Origin of the sequence: Streptomyces sp. CA-179760 (genome assembly GCF_050937045.1) — a bacterium.
Lineage (GTDB): Bacteria > Actinomycetota > Actinomycetes > Streptomycetales > Streptomycetaceae > Streptomyces.
The window spans coordinates 3,576,840-3,598,728 of sequence record NZ_JBNJLZ010000001.1 but is presented as its reverse complement, the minus strand read 5'-3'; the positions used below and the strand labels follow the sequence as shown (position 1 = coordinate 3,598,728).

At 71.3% G+C, this 21,889-nt stretch carries 18 protein-coding genes; 4 read left to right on the top strand and 14 right to left on the bottom strand.

Annotated features, from left to right (window positions below):
* Window positions 1-63: 63 nt before the first annotated feature.
* The 3 genes from ACQEV8_RS16005 to ACQEV8_RS15995 form a co-directional block, all read right to left on the bottom strand.
* Window positions 64-942, bottom strand: a complete 879-nt coding sequence (locus ACQEV8_RS16005) for a siderophore-interacting protein (RefSeq protein WP_432960704.1) — start codon at window positions 940-942, stop codon at window positions 64-66.
* Between the two features lie 126 nt (window positions 943-1,068).
* On the bottom strand, window positions 1,069-2,112 hold the full coding sequence (locus tag ACQEV8_RS16000; RefSeq protein ID WP_432960702.1) for an ABC transporter substrate-binding protein: 1,044 nt from the start codon (window positions 2,110-2,112) through the stop codon (window positions 1,069-1,071).
* Window positions 2,113-2,390: 278 nt separating this feature from the next.
* Window positions 2,391-3,482, bottom strand: coding sequence for a cytochrome P450 (locus ACQEV8_RS15995; RefSeq protein WP_432960699.1), 1,092 nt, complete (start codon window positions 3,480-3,482; stop codon window positions 2,391-2,393).
* Window positions 3,483-3,696: 214 nt separating this feature from the next.
* Here ACQEV8_RS15995 and ACQEV8_RS15990 point away from each other — a divergent pair, with 214 nt between their 5' ends.
* Window positions 3,697-5,844 (top strand): amino acid adenylation domain-containing protein, encoded by a 2,148-nt coding sequence (locus ACQEV8_RS15990; RefSeq protein WP_432960697.1) that lies wholly within the window; start codon window positions 3,697-3,699, stop codon window positions 5,842-5,844.
* 7 nt (window positions 5,845-5,851) lie between these two features.
* Here ACQEV8_RS15990 and ACQEV8_RS15985 read toward each other — a convergent pair whose 3' ends face one another.
* The 6 genes from ACQEV8_RS15985 to ACQEV8_RS15960 are packed head-to-tail and all read right to left on the bottom strand — an operon-like array spanning window position 5,852 to window position 13,277.
* Window positions 5,852-6,097, bottom strand: a complete 246-nt coding sequence (locus ACQEV8_RS15985; RefSeq protein WP_432960695.1) for an acyl carrier protein — start codon at window positions 6,095-6,097, stop codon at window positions 5,852-5,854.
* Window positions 6,097-6,804, bottom strand: coding sequence for a hypothetical protein (locus tag ACQEV8_RS15980; protein WP_432960693.1), 708 nt, complete (start codon window positions 6,802-6,804; stop codon window positions 6,097-6,099). The genes ACQEV8_RS15985 and ACQEV8_RS15980 overlap by 1 nt, the downstream gene beginning before the upstream one ends.
* Window positions 6,805-6,818: 14 nt before the next feature.
* Complete coding sequence (locus ACQEV8_RS15975; RefSeq protein WP_432960691.1) at window positions 6,819-9,512, bottom strand: condensation domain-containing protein; 2,694 nt, start codon at window positions 9,510-9,512, stop codon at window positions 6,819-6,821.
* Window positions 9,509-9,802 (bottom strand): phosphopantetheine-binding protein, encoded by a 294-nt coding sequence (locus tag ACQEV8_RS15970; RefSeq protein WP_432960688.1) that lies wholly within the window; start codon window positions 9,800-9,802, stop codon window positions 9,509-9,511. Before ACQEV8_RS15970 ends, ACQEV8_RS15975 begins: the two co-directional genes overlap by 4 nt.
* Window positions 9,799-11,982, bottom strand: coding sequence for an AMP-binding protein (locus ACQEV8_RS15965; protein WP_432960684.1), 2,184 nt, complete (start codon window positions 11,980-11,982; stop codon window positions 9,799-9,801). Before ACQEV8_RS15965 ends, ACQEV8_RS15970 begins: the two co-directional genes overlap by 4 nt.
* 14 nt (window positions 11,983-11,996) lie before the next feature.
* A complete protein-coding gene (locus tag ACQEV8_RS15960; protein WP_432960682.1) occupies window positions 11,997-13,277 on the bottom strand; it encodes a lysine N(6)-hydroxylase/L-ornithine N(5)-oxygenase family protein in 1,281 nt (426 codons plus the stop codon).
* A gap of 291 nt (window positions 13,278-13,568) precedes the next feature.
* Between ACQEV8_RS15960 and ACQEV8_RS15955 the strand changes: the two genes are divergently transcribed.
* Entirely contained in the window at window positions 13,569-14,528 is a 960-nt protein-coding gene (locus ACQEV8_RS15955) for a ketoacyl-ACP synthase III family protein (RefSeq protein ID WP_432960680.1), read from the top strand.
* A 145-nt stretch (window positions 14,529-14,673) separates the two neighbouring features.
* On the opposite strand, the gene ACQEV8_RS15950 is transcribed toward ACQEV8_RS15955, so the two are convergent.
* The 5 genes from ACQEV8_RS15950 to ACQEV8_RS15930 all read right to left on the bottom strand — a co-directional run bounded on the left by ACQEV8_RS15950 (window position 14,674) and on the right by ACQEV8_RS15930 (window position 19,073).
* Entirely contained in the window at window positions 14,674-15,432 is a 759-nt protein-coding gene (locus tag ACQEV8_RS15950; protein ID WP_432960678.1) for a thioesterase II family protein, read from the bottom strand.
* 18 nt (window positions 15,433-15,450) lie between these two features.
* Window positions 15,451-15,660, bottom strand: coding sequence for a hypothetical protein (locus tag ACQEV8_RS15945; protein WP_432960676.1), 210 nt, complete (start codon window positions 15,658-15,660; stop codon window positions 15,451-15,453).
* On the bottom strand, window positions 15,657-16,736 hold the full coding sequence (locus ACQEV8_RS15940; RefSeq protein ID WP_432960674.1) for an MFS transporter: 1,080 nt from the start codon (window positions 16,734-16,736) through the stop codon (window positions 15,657-15,659). Before ACQEV8_RS15940 ends, ACQEV8_RS15945 begins: the two co-directional genes overlap by 4 nt.
* Window positions 16,737-16,872: 136 nt before the next feature.
* Window positions 16,873-18,123 carry a diaminobutyrate--2-oxoglutarate transaminase gene (gene ectB, locus ACQEV8_RS15935; RefSeq protein ID WP_432960672.1) on the bottom strand — a complete coding sequence of 417 codons (1,251 nt, stop codon included), beginning with the start codon at window positions 18,121-18,123 and terminating at the stop codon, window positions 16,873-16,875.
* Between the two features lie 50 nt (window positions 18,124-18,173).
* Window positions 18,174-19,073, bottom strand: a complete 900-nt coding sequence (locus ACQEV8_RS15930) for a cupin-like domain-containing protein (RefSeq protein ID WP_432960670.1) — start codon at window positions 19,071-19,073, stop codon at window positions 18,174-18,176.
* 660 nt (window positions 19,074-19,733) lie between these two features.
* Between ACQEV8_RS15930 and ACQEV8_RS15925 the strand changes: the two genes are divergently transcribed.
* The gene (locus tag ACQEV8_RS15925; RefSeq protein WP_432960668.1) at window positions 19,734-20,111 is read left to right on the top strand and encodes an MbtH family protein; all 378 of its coding nucleotides are present in this window, start codon (window positions 19,734-19,736) and stop codon (window positions 20,109-20,111) included.
* Between the two features lie 163 nt (window positions 20,112-20,274).
* The gene (locus ACQEV8_RS15920) at window positions 20,275-21,888 is read left to right on the top strand and encodes a DUF885 family protein (protein ID WP_432960666.1); all 1,614 of its coding nucleotides are present in this window, start codon (window positions 20,275-20,277) and stop codon (window positions 21,886-21,888) included.
* Window position 21,889: the final 1 nt, after the last annotated feature.

The window sequence follows — 21,889 nt, the reverse complement described above, 5'->3', positions numbered from 1 at the left end:
ATATGGGGGGAGGGCTGGCTCTGCCGTGACTGTGGTCACGCGTGGGTCATGGACGGCTGTCGGTCAGCTTTCCGCGCGTAGCTGCTCCTCACTCACGCCGCGGCGCCAGTAGCCGACGAAGGTCACCCGGCGGCGGTCGATCCCGCGCTCCCGTACGAAGTGCCGGCGCAGCTGCTTCACACAGCCGGACTCGCCGGCGATCCAGACGTACGGCCTCTCGGCGGGCGGGAGCCGGGCGTCGCGGAGGGTGTCGAGGACCATGGGGGAGCCCTCGACGGTCTCGGGGGTCCGGGAGGCCTCGGGGGTCTCGTTCTTGACGAGCCAGTTGATCTCGGCGTCCGCCTCGGTCACCAGGTCCTGGATGTCCCCGGCATGCGGGACCTCCAGCCAGACCCGGGCGCGGGTGCCGGCCGGCAGCGCCTCGACGATGGCCGAGGCGGCCGGTACGGCGGTCTCGTCGCCCCAGACGACCACGAGGTCGGTGTCCTGGGGCGGCCGGAAGCGGATCGCCCGGTTGTCGGCGACGGCCGGGCCGAGCAGCAGGACCCGGTCCCCGGCGGCGGCCCGGTCGGCCCAGCGGGAGGCGGGACCGGCCTGGACCGAGGCGCCCGGCTCGATGCCGTGCAGGGCGAAGTCGATGTCGATCTCGTCCGGGTCGCGGCGCAGTGCGCGCAGGGTGTACGAGCGCATCACGGCGCGTACGTCGTCCGGGAGTTCGCGCCAGCCCTGCCACCAGCCGTCCCCCAGCTCGAGCGGCACGACCGGCTCGGGCTGCCCGGGGTGCGGCAGGAACAGCGACAGCGACTGGTCACGCCCGTCGGAACGGAAGGCGTGCAGATCGGGCCCACCGAAGGTGACCCGGACCAGAGACGGACCGAGCCGCCTCGTCCGCACGACCTGGAGTGAGAAGAAACGGAAGGGGGCGGCCACGGCGGTGGTCATGGGGGCTCCTGAGTTGTCGTCAGGGGGTGGGGCAGCGCCCCCGAAAGGGGCGCGGGGAACCGCGCGATCAGCCACAACCGGCCCGCGCGACGCCAACGAGGCCCGATGCCCCACCCGCGGACTGCGCTAGCTGACCTTCTTCGCGTTCTCGATGGCCTTCGCCAGGTTCTCCACCAGCGGCACGCACTTGTCGTACGACAGAATCGGCTCGGCCGACCGCGAGATGACCTGCCCGGCCTTGACCGCCGGCAGCTTCTTCCACGTCGCCTCGGAGATGTCCGCCGGCTGGATCGCCGAGGAGCGGTCGTCCATCATGATGACGTCCGCCGCGTACTTGTCGACGTTCTCCCAGCTCAGGTTCTCGAACCAGCCGCCACTCTGCGCCTTGGCCTTCTCCGGCGGCTCGACGAAGTTCACGCCGAGGGACTTGAAGTACTCCAGGTCGACGGAGAGGTCGGTGCCGGAGACGTAGAAGAGCTCCTGGCTCGCGGAACCGACCAGCACCTTGATGTCGGGGTGCGCCTTGGCGGCCTTGCGCAGCCGCTCGGAGGCCTCCTCGAACCGCTTCTTGGCGTCGGTGGCCTTGGCGGACTTCACGTCGCCGCCGAGGGATTCGGCCAGCTCCCACATGCGCTGCAGCGGCTCGGTGAGCTTGCGGTCGTAGACGGATATGCCGACGCTCGGGGCCAGCTTGGCGATCTTGTCCTTCGAGGCCTCCGGGACGTACCAGAGGGTGCCGGCGTCGTCGAACATCGTGCTGATCAGCACGTCGGGGGCGAGGGCGGCGTACTTCTCGATGTTGAACTGGTCCCAGGTGTTGCCGAGGATGGTCACCTTGCTGATGTCCATGTCGCCGGCCTGGACGTCGGGCTTGCCGTCCTGAGTCTTGGTCGGGCCGAAGACGCCCTTGACGGAGACCCCGTAGTCGTGGAGGGCGGCGGCGACGCCGGTGAAGGCGACGATGTCCGCGGGCGTCTGCTTCAGCCGCACGCTCTTGCCGCGGTCGTCCTTGAAGGACCAGGGGCCGGACTTGCCGCCCGCCGCCGCGTCGGAGTCGCCGTCCTTGGAGTCTCCACTGCCGCAGGCGGTCACGAGGGCGCCGAGTCCGAGGGCACCCCCGGCGGCGAGGATGCCGCGTCGGGAGAAGCGGGCGGTTCTGGCGTTCGACATGGCTGAGTCTGCTTTCGTGCGTACGGAGCCACTGCGGGCACGGCTGACAGCCGCTTGGCTGGAATTAAGCTTAGGCTAGCCTAACCTCACGAGGTGTCCAGGGGGCCCTGGGGGTGGGTGCCCGGGGGCCAGGGCATGGAAGCGCGCTCGGGCGGTGATCCGGGTCACGAGAGCCGGCCGCGCGCATGCCGGAGGAGGCCGCGGCGGGGGTGAGGTACTCGGGGAGTGCCGGCAGATCCGGCGGCAAGGGCTCTTCTCCGCCGCCAGCCGCGATGGCGTCAGGCGGGGACGACCGTCACCGGCAGGGAGCGCAGGCCGTTGACGACCCAGGTCGAGCTCCAGCCGGGCGGGCTCGCCAGGGCCAGTGAGGTGTCGGCCGTGACCAGGTCCTCCAGCAAGGCCCGCAGCATCACGCGGACCAGGGCCGCGCCGAGGCAGAAGTGCATACCGGCGCCGAGGGTCAGGTGCGGGTTCGGGTGACGGTCGAGCACCAGGTCGTCGGGGTCCGCGAAGACGGTCCGGTCGCGGTTGGCCGAGGACGTCCACACGGCCAGCGCGTCGCCCGCGCGGATCCGCGCGCCGGCGAGTTCGGTGTCGGTCACGGCGGTACGCATCACATGCGTGACCGGCGCGGTCCAGCGCAGCAACTCCTCGATGGTCGAGTCGATGCCGACCTGTCCGTCGCGCAGCGCCGCCCACACCGCCGGGCGTTCCAGCAGCGCCAACAGTCCGCCGCTGGCGGAGTGCCGGGCCGTCTGACTCGCGGCCACCACGATGTTGTCGCACGTCAGGACGATCTCTTCGTCCGACAGGGGCAGCCCGCCCGCGCGGGCGTCGAGCAGCGCGCCGAGCAGGTCCTTTCCGGGCCCGTCGCGCCGGGTGCCGAGCGCGTTCAGGTAGTACATCATCACGTCGTGGTGCCCGGTGGCCGCTTCGTCCTCCGCGCTGTCCAGGGCGCGGTTGGTCGCGTCCGACATCATCGGAATGTCCTCAGGGGGGATTCCCAGCATCTCGGCCTGCACCACGAGCGGGAACCGCTCGGCCACGTCGGTCACGAAGTCGCCGCCCCCGCGCCGGCGCAGGTCCGACAGCAGTGAACCCGCCACCTGGCGCGCCAGTTCGGACAGCTGTTTCACGGCCCGCGGCGTGAACAATTTGGCCACGGCCCGGCGCAGTTCCGTGTGGCGCGGCGGATCGGTGAGGACCGGCATCCTGCCGGCACCGGGGTACGGCGCGGAATTGTCGTCCTCGCGCAATGTCGTGCCACGGGTCGAGGTGAAGGTCCGCCACTCGGTCAGCACCCGGTTGCTCGCCTCGTGTCCGACCACGGCCCAGAACTCCGCGCCACCGGCGGACACTTGACGATGCACGGGGCCTATCTCCCGCATGGCGCGCAGAGTCTCGTGAGGGGGGCCGTCCGCGTACAGCGCCGAATCCAGCAAATCGACCATCGACGACACAGACAAGAAAGCCCCCGCTTCTTTGATTGTCGGACCGGCCCCAATCGCAGCAGGTAACGCCGCCAAAGTCCAGCCCTCACAGGTGCGTTGACTCGTCGTGAAGTCAGCGACGATCATGTGCGATGTGACGGAGACTCTGCTGCGGGAACACGCGCGATTCTGGCAGGAAGTCCTGGCCGCCGGCCCGACACGCGCCTTCCCCGTACGACCCGCCGACGACCAGCCCCACGAGCTGCGACAGATGCTGCCCGAAGGGCTCCCGGCCGCCGCGACCGGCCGTCCCCACGGCCTGCACCTGCTGGTCTGCGGCGCCTTGGTCGCGCTGCTGCACCGCTACACACACGCCGAGTCCGTCGTCATCGGCCAGGGCGCCCCGATCGGCGGCGGCGTCGACGGCACCGGACCCGACCATCTGATTCCCCTCCGGTGTGCCGTCTTCGGCACCGACACCTTCACCGAGGTCGTGAACCGGATACGGACGGCGGTCTTCGACTCCTACGCGCACCAGAACTTCGACATCGGTGTGCTGGGGCAGACCGTCCCGTACCAAGTGGCGATCCGTGTCGAGGGATTGCACACCGAGCCTGCTCCGCACCCCGTGCCGCTGCTCCTCGACATCGCCGCGACGGGCGAACTGACCCTCCGCGCGACAGGGATCGGCGAGGACATCGCCGCCCGGCTGCTGCGCCACCTCACCACCCTGCTGGAGCAGGTGCTGGCCGATCCCGGCCTCGTGCTCACCGAAGTGGACCTGCTCACCGAGGCGGACATGCGGCTGCTGGAGCGGTCCAACGACACCGCACGGCCGGCCGGCCCCCACCGGACCGTACCGGCGATGTTCGCCCACGCGGTCGCCGCACACCCGGACGCACCGGCGCTGCTGTCACCTGACGGTGCCCTCACCTACCGCGAACTGGACGAGCGCACCGACTCGCTGGCGGCGGCGATCCTGGAACAGGGCGCCGAGCGGGTGGCCGTCGTCGCCGAGCGTTCCCCCGGGCTGGTCATCGCCGTTCTCGCCGTACTGAAGGCCGGCGCGGCCTACGTCCCGGTCGACCCGTCGCTCCCCGCCGAACGGATCGACTTCGTGCTGCGGGACAGCGGCGCGTCCATGGTGCTGCGCGGGGACACGGAGGTGCCCGACCGGCCACTGCCCGCGGTCACCGTCCGCCCGGAGGACCAGGCCTACGTCATCTACACCTCGGGATCGACGGGCGAGCCCAAGGGCGTCGTCGTCGAGCACCGGTCCCTGCTGAACCTGCTCGCCGGCACCCAGCGCGCCTACCCGCTCGGCCCCGGCGACGTGATCCTGCACAAGACGTCGATCTCCTTCGACGTGTCGGTGTGGGAGCTGTTCGGATGGCTGCCCGGTGGCGGAGCTCTGGCGCTGCTCCCACCGGGCGCCGAAGGCGACCCGGACGCCATCATCGACGCCGTCGAACGGTACGAGGTCACTGTCCTCGACCTCGTACCGCAGCTGCTGGGCGCCCTCGGGGACGTGGTCGTGGCGCGGAACGCCGCCGGCCGGATGCGCACGCTGCGGCTGGTGTCGACGGGCAGCGACGAACTGGCCGCCGACCACGTACACCGGTTCCGCAAGGCGTTCCCGCGCACCCGGCTCGTCAACTTCTACGGCCCCACCGAGGCGACCGTGCAGGTCACGCACTTCCCCGTCGGTGACGACGCCGACGAGCGGGTGCCGATCGGCGGGCCGCTCGACAACACCCGGCTGTATGTCATGGACCGTCTGCTCAGGCCACAGGCAGTCGGTGCGCCCGGCGAACTGTGTGTCGCCGGGGACTCCCTGGCCCGCGGCTACCTGAACCGCCCCGGCCGCACCCGGGAAAGCTTCGTGCCCGCGCCCTCCGTCGGCGAAGCGAGGGTCTACCGCACCGGCGACCTGTGCCGCCGCCTCGACGACGGGACGCTGGAGTTCCTCGGCCGGATCGACCAGCAGATCAAGGTGAGGGGCCACCGGGTGGAGCCGGGTGAGATCGAGCACCGGTTGCGGTCCTGCCCGGGAGTGGAGGACGCGGTCGTCGTCGCCACCGGCCGGTCCGCGGACGACCGGCGGCTGGTGGCCTACGTGACCGGTACGACGGCGGCGGACCCGGACGACGTGCTGCGACGGCTGCGCGAGGTGCTGCCCGCCTACATGGTTCCCGCCGCCGTGCACCGGCTGGCGACCTTCCCCGTGACAGTCAGCGGGAAGGTCGACCGGGCGCGCCTGGCGGCCGGCCCGCAGCGCGAGAGCGGCGGCGTCCGCCCGTAGGACGCGGTCAGGGCTGCGGGCTGAGGCCCGTCTCCTTCTCCAGCGCCGCGACGAAGTCGCCGAAGCGGGGGTTGTCGAACAGCACCTTCACCGGCGTCGGCTGGTCGTTGTGGTCGTTGAGCATCGCGATGATGCGCAGCGCCGCGAACGAGTGGCCACCCTCGTCGAAGAAGTCGCTGTCGTCGTCCACCTCCGCGCCGAGCACCTCTCGCCAGATCTCCTCGACCGTGGCACGCAGTCCTTCGCCGGTCATCAGTATTGCCTCCTTGGTGTCGCGGACAGGGCAGAGAGGAACGACAGCACGACGGGTCCGGTCGACTCGTGGGCCGTGAGCCCGGCCCGGTCGATGTCGACCCGTACCGTCGTCAACTCCCCCTCGGGGAGCCAGTCGCGGTGGTCGAGGTGGTCGCGGGAGAGGACCTGCAGCATCGGCCCGACCGGTTTCCGCGGCAGCGGGCCCCGGGCCGCCAGCAGATAGGCCAGGTACGTCACATGCTGCCGGACGAAGTGCGAGACCGGTTCGGCGATCGCGTCGTCGCCCAGCCCCTGCGCCCGCAGAGCCGCCTCCGTCCGTCGCGTCAGGTCCTCGTGCGTGGCCTTCAGGAACAGCTCCGGTTCCTCGGGCAGTTCCTCGGCGGGCACCGCCCGCTCGACGCTCCCCGGCACCTGCCCGAGTGCCCTGGCGTAGGCCTGGGCGACATCGGCCGCCGTGGTCGGCATCGGATCGAAGAAGACCAGGGCCGGTGGGTGCTCCAGCCGGTGTGCGAGGTGGACCGCCAGCGCCGACGCGGCGCAGTAGGCCAGGATCGGGCCGGGGGGTTCGCCGAGCCGTGCCGCGTAAGCGGGGCCGGTGACCTCGACCGGAAGCGGGTCGGTCAGCAGGGGGACCATCCCGTCGAGACCCAGCGCGGTGACCGGGGCCTCCGGCCTGCGCCCCGGGTAGTCCAGGACCGCCAGCATGTTGCGCACCTTCCTCACACGTCCGCCGGTTCAGCCAGTTCCGTCAGGGCATCGGCCACGTCGTCGGCCAGAGCCGAGCCGGTCCGGCAGGTCATGACGTCCTCGCGCCACGTGGTGACCAGGTCCCAGCCGCTGTCGGCCGCGGGGAACGCCTCGACCATCCAGCCGCGCGACGTCCGCGGCGGCCGGACCCGCACCGGGCGCAGCGCGACCGGCCCCAACGAGACGGCGGGTGGCGGATGCTGCAACACCACCCACGCCTCGAACCACGGGGGCGCACCGTGCCCGGCGCGCAGTTCGCGGACCACCTCGTCGAACGGCGTCCGCGCGTGCTCCAGCCCGTCGACGACCTGCCGGGCAGCCGTGGCCAGCACGGTCCCGGCCGCGCGTCGCAGACCGCGCAGGGGGACCGGGAAGGGGTTGACGAGATACCCGACGAGCTGGTCCATGGCCGGGTCGAACCGACCCGAGGTCAGAGTGCCGACGCACACATCGTCGGCGCCGAACCGGCGGGCGAGTGCCATCGCGGTGCCCGCCGACAGCGCGGCCAGCACGGGACCGCCGTACCGGGCCGCCGCGGCTTCCAACCGCCGCACCGTGGCGGCGTCCAGACGGCGGACCGTCTCCTGGGCGGCCGCCTCGGAGTCGCCGCCCTTCTCCGCGGGAGGCAGGCAGGACGGCGGGCAGTCGGCGAGCGTCTCGCGCCAGTACGGGATGTCGTCGGCGGCCCAGGACGCGAGGCCGCGCGCCTCCTGCCCGCCGAGCAGGGGATAGCCGGGTGCGGGCGGGAAGCGTGGGACATCGCCCTCGGCCCGCGCCATGTAGGCGTGCCGGAGGTCGGCGAGCAGGGGCGGTTCCGACGAGCCGTCGAAGGCGATGTGATGGAACTGCAGGCACAGCAGCGCGTGGTCCGGCGCGAGCCGGCACAGACGGGCGCGGACCGGTGGCTCCCGGTCGAGCCGGAACGGTGTGTCCCACAGGTCCGCGGTGACGCGCTCGGCGATCTCCCGGACCGGCAGCCGGTCCTCGGGCGGGGGCACTTCGGTCCACGGCACGGCCGTGTCGTCGAGCACCCGCTGGACCGGCCGGCCACGCTCCCACACATATACGGTGCGCAGCGCCTCGTGGCGGGCCACCACGTCGCCGAGCGCCGCGCGCAGCACAGCGGGACGCAAGGGGCCGGTCAGCTCGTACGCCTCCACGACCAGGTTGTCCGCGCTGCCCGGCGCGTAGGCCTCCGCGAACAGGAACCGCCGCTGGGCATGGGCCAGGGGGCGGTCCCGGTCGTCCTGGTCCACCGGCGCGACGGGTACGGGTGCCGCGATCGCGTCGCCGGACAGGGCGCTCAGCCGCCGCTCCCGGTAGACGTCCGCGACGGTGACCTTCCTGCGGCAGCGCACGCTGAGCACGGTCGCGAGCCGTATGGCGTCCAGCGAGGTCATGCCCGCGTCGAGGAGGTCGTCGTCAGCCGTGAGGGCGGTGTCCCCGAGGAGGCCGCGTACCTCGGCGAGGAGGGAGTCCGGCTCGTGGGCCCGCACCTGCTCGACCAGGGACGAACAGTCCAGCCGCAGGGTCGCCTCGGCGGGCAGGGCGGGCAGGTGCAGCTGGACCGACACCCCCGGCAGCGCGGGGCGGGGCTGCCCGTCGTCCGTCGTGTACGCGCAGGCCAGCTCGTCGTCGACCGGGAAGACGACACACTCGGCGATCCCGTGCTCCGCCGTCAGCACGGCCTCGATCCGCTGCGGGTCGACCCACCGGCCGGCGACCCGCAGCAGGTCGTCCCGGCGGCCCAGCACCCGGATCACGCCGTGCTCGTCGGCCCAGCCGATGTCACCGGTCGCCGCACCGGCGACGGTCACCTCGCCGTCCTCGCCCAGTGCGAACCGGTCGTCCGGCGCCAGTGGGAGCGACGCGCCGTCGAGGTCCTGCTCCCGCACCGTGCGGCTCACCAGGGCGGTCCTGGCGGACCCGTAGACATGCCGCAGGCGCAGCCGCGGGCTGTGGCGCAGCACCGCCGACAGCGCCCACGCGTCGGGTGACGCGCCTGCGACCACCAGCCCGCGCAGACCGGCGAAGGACTCCGGGTTCTCGGCGCGCGCGTGGAACTCGGCCGTGGACAGGCGGAGGTGATCGGCGTCCTCGGGCGGGCCGGACACCACGCATCCGCCGTTGAGGAGCGCCGACCACACTTCGTACGTGAAGTCCTCACTGCCCGGCCCAGCCGTCCGCAGGAACCGCGGGGCGCAGGATCCGGTGTCTGTCAGAGCCGCCACGAGCCGGCGGTGGGAGACGGCCACGGGACGGGGGCGGGCGCCGGGAGGGAAGACAAGGCACGCCGTGTCCGGGCTCCGGTCCGAGGGGGAGCGCAGCACGTTCACCCGGGCGTCGTCCTGGAGGACGGCGCGGACGGCGGCACGGTCGAACACGTCCTCGGTGCACCACGAGGGCCAGGCCGGGTCGAGCACCATCGCGGTGGCGTCCGCACGCAGGCAGCCGAGCAGAGCCACGACCAGCTCCATGGAGCGGTCCGGCACGATCGCGACCACGTCCCCGCCGCCGATCCCCTCGCGCCGCAGCGCGGTGGCGACCGCGTCGGCCCGTGCCACCAGTTCGGCGTAGCCGATGCCCCGGCCGTCGCGAAGGACGGCCGGGGCATCGGGGGTGCGACGCGCCCATTCGGCGACGACGAGGTCGAGACGATCCCTCATCGCTCGTTCACGCACTGGGCCACCCGGCGCGCGAAGTCACCCAGGACCGGGTGGTCGATCAACAGCTGGACGGTGATCTCGAGATCCCACTCCCGGCGCACATGAGCGGTGGCGACCGCGGCCTGGAAGGAGTCGCCGCCGTCCGCGAAGAAGCCGTGATCGGCGGTGGTGACGGGAACGCCGAGCGCGGCCGACCAGATCTCGGCGATCCGCTCCTCGTACGGCTCGGTCAGCTCATCGGTCCTCGGCTCATCGGTCCTCGGCTCATCCGTTCTCGGCTCGGCCGTCATCGGTCACCGCCGGGAGAGAGGGACTTGGCGACGGAATCGCGGTCGATCTTGCCGCTGGGCGTCCGGGGAAGGCCGGGCAGTACCGCCACCGAGACCGGGACCGATGCCTCGGGCAGCAGCTCGGCGAGCCTGGCGCGCAGGTCGCCGGGCTCGGGTCCGTCCGGGTCCAGGGTCACCGCGGCGCGCAGCTGGCGCGAGCCGGGGACCAGCTCCAGGGCGACGCAGACGGCGGTGGCGACGCCGTCCTGCTGCATGAGGACCGCCTCGATCTCCAGCAGGTTCACCCGGATCCCACGGATCTTGACGTCGTGGTCCAGCCGGCTGAGGAAGTACACGAGGCCGTCCTCGATCCGCACCAGGTCGCCGGTGCGGAAGGCCTTGGTATGGCCGTGCGGGGTGCGCTCGACGGTGACGAAGCGCTCGGCGTTCAGTTCCGGCCGGTCGAGGTAGCCCAGCGACACCGGCAGCCCCGCGACGAGCAGTTCGCCCGTGGCGGGATCGGCCGGGTCGGCCGGGTCCACCAGCATCTCGCAGCCCGGCAGCGGCCTGCCGATGGGCGGGAGCAGCGGCCACTCGCCCGGCTCCGCGGGCAGCACGTACGAGCTGACCATCGCGGACTCGCTCTGCCCGTAGTGGTTGCCGAGCCTGGCGCCGGGCAGTGCCTTGAACAGCTCCTGGATCGGCGGCGTGCACAGCATCTGTTCCCCGGCCGTGTTCACCTCGAGCAGTGACAGGCCCGGCTCGCCGTCCTGCACCGACGCCGCCACCGCGAGCATGTGCAGGGCCACGTAGGGCAGGAACAGACGCTCGATGCGCTGGTCGACCAGCCAGTCCAGGAAGCGGAAGGCGTCGCGTCGCAGTGTCTCGGGGACGATGACGAGCGTGCCGCCGCCGCACAGCGTGCCCAGGATCTCCTGGAAGCACACGTCGAAGTTGAGCGGCGCGAACTGCGCGGTGCGCAGGTCGGGACGGACGGAGTCGGTGCGCTGCCAGGTCACCATGTTGTCCAGGCAGCTGTGCTGGATCGTCACACCCTTGGGCTGCCCCGTCGAACCGGAGGTGTAGATGGTGTACACCGGCAGGTCCGGGTGGCAGGCGACCGGGTGGAAGCCGGTGACGTCGCCCGCGGACGGGCCGCCGATCTCATGGGTCGGGATGCCCTCGGCGAACGACGGCCGGGGGCCGTCGTGCAGCAGCATGCTCGCGCCGCTGTCCCGCAGCATGAACGTGAGCCGGCTCTGCGGGTACGACGAGTCCAGCGGTACGTACGTGGCGCCGACCGCGAGGGTGGCCAGCAGGGCCGCCACGGTCCGCGCGCCGCGCTCGCCGGTGACCGCGACCCGACTGCCGGGTCCGACGCCGTGGCCTGTGAGCGTCGCGGCGAGGCCGGCGGTCCACGCCCACAGCTCCGCGTAGCTCAGCCGGGTCTCCCCGTCGACCAGGGCCGGCGCGTCGGGCCGCTCGGCCGCCGTACGGGCCAGGCCGTGCAGCAGGCATTCCGGTTCCGCGGGGCCGCCCCACAGTGACCGCCGATCCGCCTTCTTCGCCCGCCCGACCTGCTGCATGTGGACCCCCAGTCGGCGCCGTGTGGTGTCGGGATCAGCGAGCATGTCGTCCACCACACGGTCGCGGATCCCGGGTTCCTTCTCCTGGCTGAGCTTGAACATGGCCTGCCCGGTGACCACGTCGAAGCGGAAGGCGCCGACGCCGCCCACGATGCTGCGGAAGTATTCCAGCGACCCCTCGGCGTCCCAGCCCTTGCCGAACCGCTGCTCGAACATCTCGGCCGTGCGCCGGACGACCTCCAGTGTTTCCTCGCGGTCGGTCAGCGGAACCAGGTCACCGGTCAGCTCGACGGTGACGAAGTTCCAGGTGGGCGCGGCGACTTCGGTGTCGTACAGGGCCGGCGTGACATAGCTGGAGGGCCCCGTGAACATGAGGGTCGCGGGGGCTCCGCCCGCCAGCGCGCGCCAGTGCGGGTTGGCCCGGTTGAGATGGCCGAACAGCGAGAACCCGGTCAATGTGCCCGGCTGCTCGGCCTCCGGATCGTGGATGATCGGCAGGTGGGTGGTGTACGGGGTGGTCGGCCCGCTGCTGACCAGCATGGCCATCGGGTGCTGCCGGATGACCTCGTGCACCTGGCCCGCGTCGGTGGTCCGGTAGATCGGTGGTACGAACACGGTCTCTCCCCGTCTCAGGCCGGCTGGCCGAGTATCGATCGCGCTATCTCACCCGCACGGACGGCGGTGTTGGACAGCAGGCCCGCCCCCAGGCCGTGGCTGCCCTCGGTGGCGGCGCCGTGCAGATAGATGCCGCAGCGCAGCATGTCCGAGGTGCGGACGCGGTAGTCGCGGTCCACGTACAGGCCGCCCGCCTCGTCCTTCTTGCACTCCTCGACCAGGCCGCCGAGCAGCGGCAGGGGATCGGCGGGCCGGTGGCCGGTGGCGTAGACGACGGCGTCCACCGTCAACCGCGTCACCTCGCCGGTCATCAGCGACTCCACCTCCACCTCGACGCCGTCGACGGTCTCGGTGCAGGAACGCACCCGCGAGGCGCGATGGAGGTGCAGTCGCGGTCGGCCCCGGACCTCCTCGAGGTAGGCCCGCCGGAACAGCTCCTGGCTCAAGTCCAGGTCCACCACCGAGTAGTTGGTGTTGGAGTGGTACGCGAGCAGCGTCTCCTTGGTCTGCTCCGGCGCCCGGTAGAAGTCGTCGACCGCGGCCGGGTCGAACACGGTGTTGGTGAAGGGGCTGTCGTCGGAGACGCTGTATCCGTAGCGCGTGAAGACGGTGTGCACCGCCGCGTCGCCGTAGGTGCGGTGGAGATGGTCGGCGCATTCGGCGGCGCTCTGCCCGGCCCCCACGACCAGGAACCGCCCGTGGCGCGACGTGCCGAAGTCCCGGGTGAGCAGCTCCGAGCTGTGCCGGATCCGTGCCGACGGCGTCACCCCGGGCGGGAGGTGAGGTGCCGTCCCGGTGCCGAGCACGACATTGCGCGCCCTCTGGACACTCCGTGCGCCGTCCGCGTCCTCCGTGACGACCTCCAGGAGGTCGACATGGCCGTCCGCGCCCTGGACCGGGCGGACGCCCACGACCGTCGAGCCGTAGGAGACACACGGGTCGAGCTGCGCGGCGGCCCAGCGGAGGTAGTCGTGGAACTCGATCCGGTAGGGGTACAGCGTCTTGCTGTTGATGAACGCCGGCATCCGCCCGTGGGCGTGCAGGTAAGTGAGGAACGTGTAGCGGCTGTTGGGGTTGCGCATCGTCGCGAGGTCCTTGAGGAAGGACACCTGCATGGTCGCGCCGTCGATCAGCATCCCGTTGTGCCAGCCGAAACTCGCCTGCCGTTCGTGGAAGGCCATGGTGACCGGTGCGTCCGACTCCTCGACGGCGATGGCCAGAGCGAGGTTGGCCGGACCGAACCCGATCCCCACGATGTCCAGCGTGTTCACGTCCGGCAGCTCGACGGCTGTCACCTATGGTGCTCCTCTCGGATCGGGGTCTCGTCGGACGCCCGCATCGTTACGGAGTGCGCTCATTGCAGTCCCGTCGGTCCGGGGCCGCCGATGCTATACACAGCTCAGCTTGTTCGTGAAGGCATACCTCTTGAACTGCCTTGTGATCAAGGGGATTTGATTCTGGTGCGGTGTGACCAGGTGCGTTAGGCTCGCGTCGTCTGCGGAAGTCCTCCTCGGATTCCTCGACTTCATCGCCATTGTGGAGGTTGCCGAGTGCGCTGGGGTGACGTCTGTGTCAGGTCCAGTGCCGTGGCTCTGGGGGAGCGGGAGCCGGTCGACGCCGCTGTGGCGGCGGGCCGCTACGACCCCGCCGTCCGGGACGCTCACGGCTACGAGTCGATCTCGGTGGCCGGTTCCAGATACGCCGCGGACATGGCCGTCGAGGCCGCACGGCTCGCGATCGCCCGGTCCGGGGCCGACCCGGCGGACATCGGTGTGTTCGTCCACGCCTACGTGGACGAACAGGGGCCGGACGGCGTCGCCGAGCCGGCTTCCTACATCCAGGGCATGGCCCACGACGGCCGGGCCCGGGCGCTCGGGCTGCGGCAGGGCTGCAACGGCGCGATCGCGTCGCTGGAGGTCGGCGCGATGTACGTGTCCGCCGGCGGGGTGGCCGTGCTGACCTCCGCTGACAAGTACGCGGCAGACGGCGACCGCTACCGCGACGACCAGGGCTGTGTGCCCGCCGACGGCGCGACCGCCCTGGTGCTGGGCCATGGGGACGGCGTCGCCCGGCTCCTGTCCACCGAGATCGTCGGCGACGGCCGCTTCAGCACGCTGCGCCCGCTGGATCCCGGTGAGTTCGAGGACCGCCAGGAGTTCCGCAGGGCACAGCGCCGGCGGGTCGTGTCGATGATGCGGACCATGACCGAGGCCAAACGCGACTGCGTGCGGGCCGCGCTCGCCGACGCCGGAGTCGGGGCCGGTGACGTCAGGCACTGGCTCCTGCCGTACAACGGGCGGTTCATGGTCGACCGCGAGTTCTGCGCCGAGTTCGGCATCGAGGACGACGCCATGACGTGGGACCTGGGGCGCACGGTCGGCCACCTGAGCGGCGGTGACCCGGTCGTCGGGCTCAACCACCTGCTGGAGACGCGAGCCGCGGAGGCCGGGGACCACGTCGTCATGCTCGGTGACTCCACCGGGTTCGCCTTCGGCTGTGCCGTGCTGGAGGTCGTCGCCGAGCCCGCCTGGCAGGTCGACGGCTGAGACGCTGAGACAGGGGGCCCGGGTCGCCCTCGGCGGTGTCCGCGAGGCGGAGATCCGGGGCCACCGCCGTAGGCACGTACGGCGGTGGCGGCCACGCTCGTGCCCGGAGCCGAGCGCCCCGCCACAGGCCCCGGGCCGCCCGCCGTCACCCGGTCCCGGTCGGCACGTGTGCCCCGAGCCGTCTCGTCACCACCTCGGCCACGGCGTCCCACCGGTCGGTGAGGTAGAAGTGCCCGCCGGGAAAGACGTGCAGGTCGAACCCGCCGGAGGTGTGGCCGGCCCATCCGGCGGCGTCGTCGCTCGTGACCAGATGGTCGCCGTCGCCGGTCAGGGACACGAGCGGGCATCCCAGCCGGGTGCCGTCGAACCGGTAGGTCGCCATCGTCCGGTAGTCCGCGCGCAACGCGGGCAGGAACAGCACCCGCATGTCCTCGCTGTCCAGCAGCCGCCTGTCGGTGCCCTCCAGCGCGGCGACCTCCGAGATCAGCTCCTCGTCGGTCACCGTGCGCGAGGAATGCCGGACCGGCCGGTCCGGCGGCCGGCCGCCCGACGCGAACAGCGCCAGCGGTCCGACCCCCTCGGCCTCCAGGCGCTTGGCCATCTCGAACGCCAGCAGGGATCCCATGCTGTGCCCGAACAACGCCACCGGCCGGTCGAGTGCGGGGCGCACCGCGGCGAGCGTGCGCTCGGTCAGCTCCGCGAAGTCACCGAAGCACGGCTCGTCGAGACGGTCCTGTCTGCCGGGATACTGCACCGCCAGCACCTCGACCGAGGGGAACAGCGCCATCGCCATCGGCCGGTAGTAGCTCGCGGCGCCACCGGCGTGCGGGAGGCACACCAACTGGACCGCCGCATCGGGCGCGGCCCGGTACCGGCGGATCCACCTGCCTGGTTCGTCGGCCATGGTTCCTCGCCCGTCCTCTCAGACCTGGACGGTTTGTTTGGGGGCCGGGCCGGTGATCCGGCCGTCGGACGTGCGCCGGACCGCGCGGATGCCGGGCACCAGCGGAGTGAGACCGCACGGGATGACGATCATCGCGGCGGCGATCAGCAGGGTCTCGGCGTTTCCGGTCTGGGCGGCCAGCGGGCCCACCAGGGCCAGGCCGATCGGCGCCGCCACCGTGGAGATCATCCAGTCGTAGGAGTCGACCCGCGACAGAACCTCCGGGGGATCATCTGCTGCATCGACGCCTGCCAGACCGCGTCGAGGAACAGCGTCGCCGTGCCGCTGAGGAACGCCGCGCCCACCACGATCCAGAGAGACGTGGGCACCGCGAGGGCCAGGAGCGGCAGCGCGGTCAGGATCAGCGCGAGGTTGCCGACGACCAACGGCCTGCGCGGCTCCAGCTTCAGCGCGATGAGCCCGCCCGTGAGGGCACCGGCCGCCCAGCCCGCGACGATGATGCCCCAGGCGGACGGCCCGCCGAGGGACTTGTCCGCGATCGCCGGGCCGAGCACGTAGTACGCCGCCACGGCGAGGTTCTGCAGCATGTGCGCCATGATGTTGAGCCAGAGCCACGGCCGTACGATGAACTCGCGCCAGCCGGTGCGCAGTTCGCCCAGGAACGTCTCGGGCGCGGGGACGACGCGCGGAGCCAGCCGCAGCATCCCCAGCGACACGGCGCTCACGACGAAGGTGACGGCGTCGATGGCCAGCACGAGCCCCGGACCCCACAGCGCGATCACGACACCGGCCAGCGCCGGGCTCAGCACAGTGAAGGCGCTGGTGCAGAAGGACAGCAGCGCGTTGCTGCGCTGGAGCTGTTCCGGCGGCACGATCTCCGCCATCAGACCGCTGGACGCCGGGCCGAAGAACGCCTGGGCGCCACCGAAGATCGCGGACCCGACGATCAGGTGCCACACCTGCGCCTGATCGGTCAGCAGCAGGACGGCCAGCACCAGTTGCGCGGCCGCACGGATCAGGTCGGACGTCATCATCAGGAACTGACGGCGCATCCGGTCCGCCCAGACCCCGCCGGCCAGCGTGAACAGGACCTGCGTCAGGACCTGCGCGGTCATCACGAAGCCGATGTCGGTGACCGAGCCGTCCACCGCCAGCACGGCGAAGATGAGCGCCACCTTGGTCATCCCGCCGCCGGCGGCCGACACGGCCTGCCCGGTCCACAGGACGCGGAACTCACGTATCGAGAACGGTGCCAGCGCCTCCGCGAGGGCGCGCCGCTTGTCGCTCTCCTTGGCCTTCGCCATCAGCGATCTCCCCGCGGTGTCGCGGCCTGCGCCGGCACTCGGACGTTCTGCGAGGTCACAAAAAGCTCCCTGTCTCGGGTGGTTGGCGAACTTGGCGGACTTGGCTTGATCGGCGGCGGTGCGGCCTGGATCGTGTTCACCCGGCTCGTTCCAGCACCACGCGGACGGAGTCCTCGAGGATCGCGAGCCCCTCGGCCAGTTCCTCGTCGGAGACCGTGAGCGGCGGCAGCAGCTTGACGACCTCGTCCCGCGGACCGGAGGTCTCCACCAGCAGGCCCTGTGCTGACGCCTCGTCGGCCACCTGGTCGGCCAGGCCCGCGCCGACCTCGAGCCCGTGGACGAGGCCGCGGCCGCGGGCGGACAGACCGGCGCCGGGGTGCGCCCCGACGATGCCGCGCAGCGCGCTCCCGACCCACTCGCCCCTGGCGCGGGTCGACTTCTCCAGGGCGTCGTCCCGCCAGTACGTGCGCAGCGCCTCCGTCGCGGTGACGAACGCCGGGTTCACACCGCGGAACGTGCCACTGTGGGCGCCCGGCGGCCACACGTCGAGGTCCGGCCGGATCAGGAGGAGCGAGAGCGGCAGTCCGTATCCGCCGATCGACTTCGACAGGCAGACCAGGTCCGGCACGACACCGGCGTCCTCGAAGCTGAAGAACGCGCCGGTCCGGCCGCAGCCCACCTGCACGTCGTCGACGATCAGCAGGATCTCGTGCTCGCGGCACAGCTCCGCCAGCGTCCGCAGCCACTCGGCGCGGGCCACGTTCACCCCGCCCTCGGCCTGCACGGTCTCCACGATCACCGCGGCGGGCCGGTCCAGCCCGCTGGCCGGGCCGGCCAGGAGCCGTGCCAGGTACTCGGGGCGGGGGTGCTCCTCGGGACGGTCGAACGGCACCGGGGTCGCTCCGGTGAGCGGCACGCCCGCGGAACGACGATGCAGGGGATTGCCCGTGACCGCGAGCGCGCCGAGGGTCGCGCCGTGGAAGGAGTCAGTGAAGTGCACGACCTCGGTGCGGCCGGTGACGGTGCGGGCCAGTTTCAGCGCGGCCTCGACGGCGTTGGCGCCGCCGGGCCCCGGGAACATCACCCTGTGGTCCAGTCCGCGTGGCCGCAGCACCAGCTCGCCGAGCGTTTCGAGCAGATCGCGCCGCGCGCTGGTGAACATGTCGAGCGCGTGGGTGACGCCGTCGTTGCCGACGTAGTCCAGCAGCGCCCGCTTGAGCACCGGATTGTTGTGCCCGTAGTTCAGCGATCCGGCTCCGGCGAAGAAGTCGAGCCAGCCCCGGCCGTCCTCGGCGTACAGGCGGCTTCCGGTGGCGCGGGTGAAGACGACCGGCCAGCGCCTGCTGTAGGACCGAACGCCGGACTCGCGCTGCTCGAAGACGTTCAAAGAGGTCCTTTCCCTGTAACGGGAGTATGAGGAGCGCGGCCCGGCCCGCGCTAGGAGATGTACGAGTAGTACGAGCGCAGGCCCGGCATGACCAGGCGACGCGGCAGTCCGGCGACCACACCGAGCGCGAACAGCAGGTTGTACCGCAGGTTCGTCAGCGGCATGCCGTCGCGCACCGCGGCGATGCCGCGCAGTGCGCTGGCGCGGTCGTGCCAGTCGATGTTGAACGAGATCGACCTGCTGGGCGAGGTGACCTTGTGCAGGGTTCCAGGGGGCATGTAGAAGATGTCGCCCGCCTCGACGTCGCAGGTCAGCACCGTCGCGTCACGGAAGCGCGGATACCTGTCGAGGTCGGGCGCCTCCGGGTCGACCGCGGCCCACCGCCAGTTGTGGGTGTAGCACTTGTCGCGTTCGGCGTCCGCCACCATCACGAACCGCTTCGACCCCTGTATCTGGAAGAACAGGTTGTGCGTGAGCAGGGTGTCGAAGTGCAGGGGGGTCTGCGCGCGTGAGGGCCCGACGAAGAACTGCGTGAACGCCCACCACTGGTCGCGGAAGAACGGCGGGAAGTACGCGACGGGAAACGGCTCCAGGTCCCGGCGCAGCGCCGGGATCACCGACAGCAGCGGCACGTCGTGCAGGTAGCCGGGCGGCTCGCCCGGGTCGCCGTCACCGGCCAGCCTGGCTTCCCACGCGGCGAGGTCACGGGCGTAGTCGGCCAGGCGGACGACAGCGGTGCGCCCCGCGGAGACGGTGCCGACCTTGAGCCGTACCCGCTGGTCGGGTGCCAGCTCGGCGAGATGGTCGGCCGACCAGGTGGACACCGCGGGCAGGTCGGCGGCCGCGCCGCGCATCACCACCGGCCTGCGCCCCACGTACTCGGCGCGGAACTCCTCAGGACTCAGCTCGGTCCGTACGTCCACGGAGGACGGTCGGGCGGTTGTCGTCACTGACATCTCCTATCGTCTTCCGCGTCGGCCGGGGCCGGGCACACGCGGGCAGGGACGACCCGGATCGTCCGCGTGCGTGCCAAGGGTGGTGATCGGTCGGCGCCCGTCAGGCGTGGTGTCAAAGGAGGCGGGCCCGGGCCGGCCGGCGGCGCAGCCGAGCGCGGTGCCGGTCGCACGGTCCGAGGTGTTCACGTCGGGCGAAGGCGTCCAGCTCGGGCACAGCACCGCACGGATGTCAACGCCCAGCAAGCGATCCCCTCGCCTCTACTCGAACATCGCCGAACCCTACCTGTTGATCAGTGAGTTGGGGAGTAGGGCCATGAGAGTCCATGGCTGTCGTCCTACATCAGTTTCTGATGCAGCATCATGTGAGCTTTGAACAAGCCTTGTTGCTCCCTATGTCCACGCCCCTGCTGAACTGCCCGTTTGCGGTGCCGCTCAAGTCCCTTGCAAGCGCCGTCTGTTCGTCGGGCGAGCGGCTAATTACCCTTGACAGTCTCCAGCGGTGCGATCTAGCTTGAGCCCCGTTGAGCTGCGGGGAAGACGGTTTACCCGAGCCGCCCGGGGAGCGGCGGCAGAAATTCCAGCAGTGAATCTTGTCAAGGCGCGCATCCTGTGTTGCTCCGGTCGTGAACGACTGCGTGGGGGATCTCAGAGCTGATGTTTGACGACGAGAACGCCGAATACCTGGTCGTGATCAACGAAGAGGAGCAGTACTCGATCTGGCCGTCGGTGCGCGAGCTGCCGGCCGGCTGGACGGCGGTGGGCGAGCCCCGCTCGCGCGACGACTGCCTCGATCACATCGAACGGGTCTGGACCGACATGCGCCCCAAGAGCGTGCGCCAGGCCCTCGCCAATGCCGGATCTCTCATCGCACAGGGAAGTCACATGGTTCTCTCACAGCTTGTGGACGCCGATGAACTGAAGGCCATGTCGCCGGAGGAGCTGCGCGAGATGCTGGCCAGCCTCGACGACGACGTGCTCTACGGCGAGGACGGCGACGTCATCGAGCCCAATCCGAACTCCGAGACGGATTGATACGCCCCGCCTGATCCGGGCACCGGACAACGTCCTGGTCGGCCGAATCCCTCTCGTATTTCGTGAACACGCACAGTGCGTCGGTTCAGCGTGCCGCGAGCCAATTCATTTCTGAACGATTCGCCCTTGTCGTCTCCCTGGAGCGGCACGATCAGGAAGTGGCATGACGCCTGGTGCCCTGAGTTCTGTTTCCGCTGTGGTCGACTACGTCTTCGACCGCTATCCGCAGGTTGCCAGGCGGGCGGGCCGTCACGACTTCGACAGCCGGCTGCCCGAGGTCGTTCCTGATTCCCTGTCCGATGTGGACGGTCTGCTGGCGACGGTCTCCGGGCAACTCGACGCCCTTCCGGACGAGTCGGATCCGGAGATCCGGGCGGACCTCGGTACGGCGCTGCGGGTGCTCACCGACGAGCGGTTCCGGATCGGCGCGTTGGGCCGCGTCCACCGCGGCCCCGACGAATGGCTGGCCGAAACCGACGTACACATCTACCTGCGCGGCGCCTACGCACCGCTCGACGAACGCGTCGCCGCCCTGTCGCACCACCTCGCGCAACTGCCCGACTTTCTCGCGGCGACGGCGAAGACGCTCGGCGGCACCCTGCCGGCGGGCGAGCGCATCAGCGGCGTCGAGAACGCCAGGGCGCGCGCGGCTTCGGTTCAGGGTCTGGTGACGCAACTCCTCGAACGGCACCCTGAGTCGGCTGACGACTCGCTCAGGGAGCTGGCCGGCCGGGCGAACGCCGCGTTCGCCGGCTTCGCGGACGCTGTCGCGGCCACCCGGCCGGTCCGGGCGGTTCTCGGCCCCGACCTGCTCGCCGCCCACCTCGAAGCCGCCGAGGGTGTCGACACCCCGGTGGACGAGCTGCTGGCGGAGGCGCGGGCCGAGGTCGGACGCCTGTCCGCCCGCCTCGACGCGCTGTCCGCACGACTGGGCGTGCGCACCCGGCAGGAGGCTTACGACCTGCTGAGTGCCCGGGTCCCCGAGGGTTCGGTGGTCGGCACCCTGTCGCGCGTCATCGACCGGCTCCAGGGGTTCTGGGCCGAGCGGGACGTCGTCACCATGACCGGCAGGCAGCGTCTCGACATCCGGCCCGTCCGCGACCAGTCGACCTCCGCGGCGGTTGTCTTCGACGTCGGCGGTCCACTCGAGAGCGTGCCCCAGCCGCACGTGCTGCACGTCCCGGAGCCGCGCGATCCCTCCGTGCTCCGCGACTACCTCAACGAGCCGATGCTCGAGATGATCGCCGTGCACGAGGTCTTCCCCGGCCACTACCTGCACCACGAGGCCACATCCGGGCAAGCGGGCGAGATCCGCCGGTGTGTGCCCTGGTTCCCCGGGGCCACCGAGGGGTGGGCGCACTACACCGAGGAACTGGCCATCGAGCACGGCCTCGCCGAGGACCGTCCGCTCGTGGAGGTGGCCGCCCTGCGGTTCGCCCTGGAGGCCGCCACCCGACTGCTCGTCTTCCTCTCCGTCCACTCCGGACGGAGCAAGTTCGGCGCCGCCGCCGCCGAGGCCGCCTCGCTGTGCGCGTGGTCGCCGGAGCGGGCCGGCCGCGAGGTGCTGGCCGTGGCCGCCCAGCCGGCCGGCGCCATGTACACGCTCGGGAAGCTGCACATCCGGCGGTGGCGCGAGCTGAGCGGCGCCGGAGACTCGCCCGCCGGACTGAAGGCCTTCCACGACCGGCTGCTGAGTTGTGGCAGCGCGCCGCTCTCCACCGTGCGGCGCTACTGCCTCGACGGCAGAGAAGTTCCCACCGCATCCAGAACCGACTAAG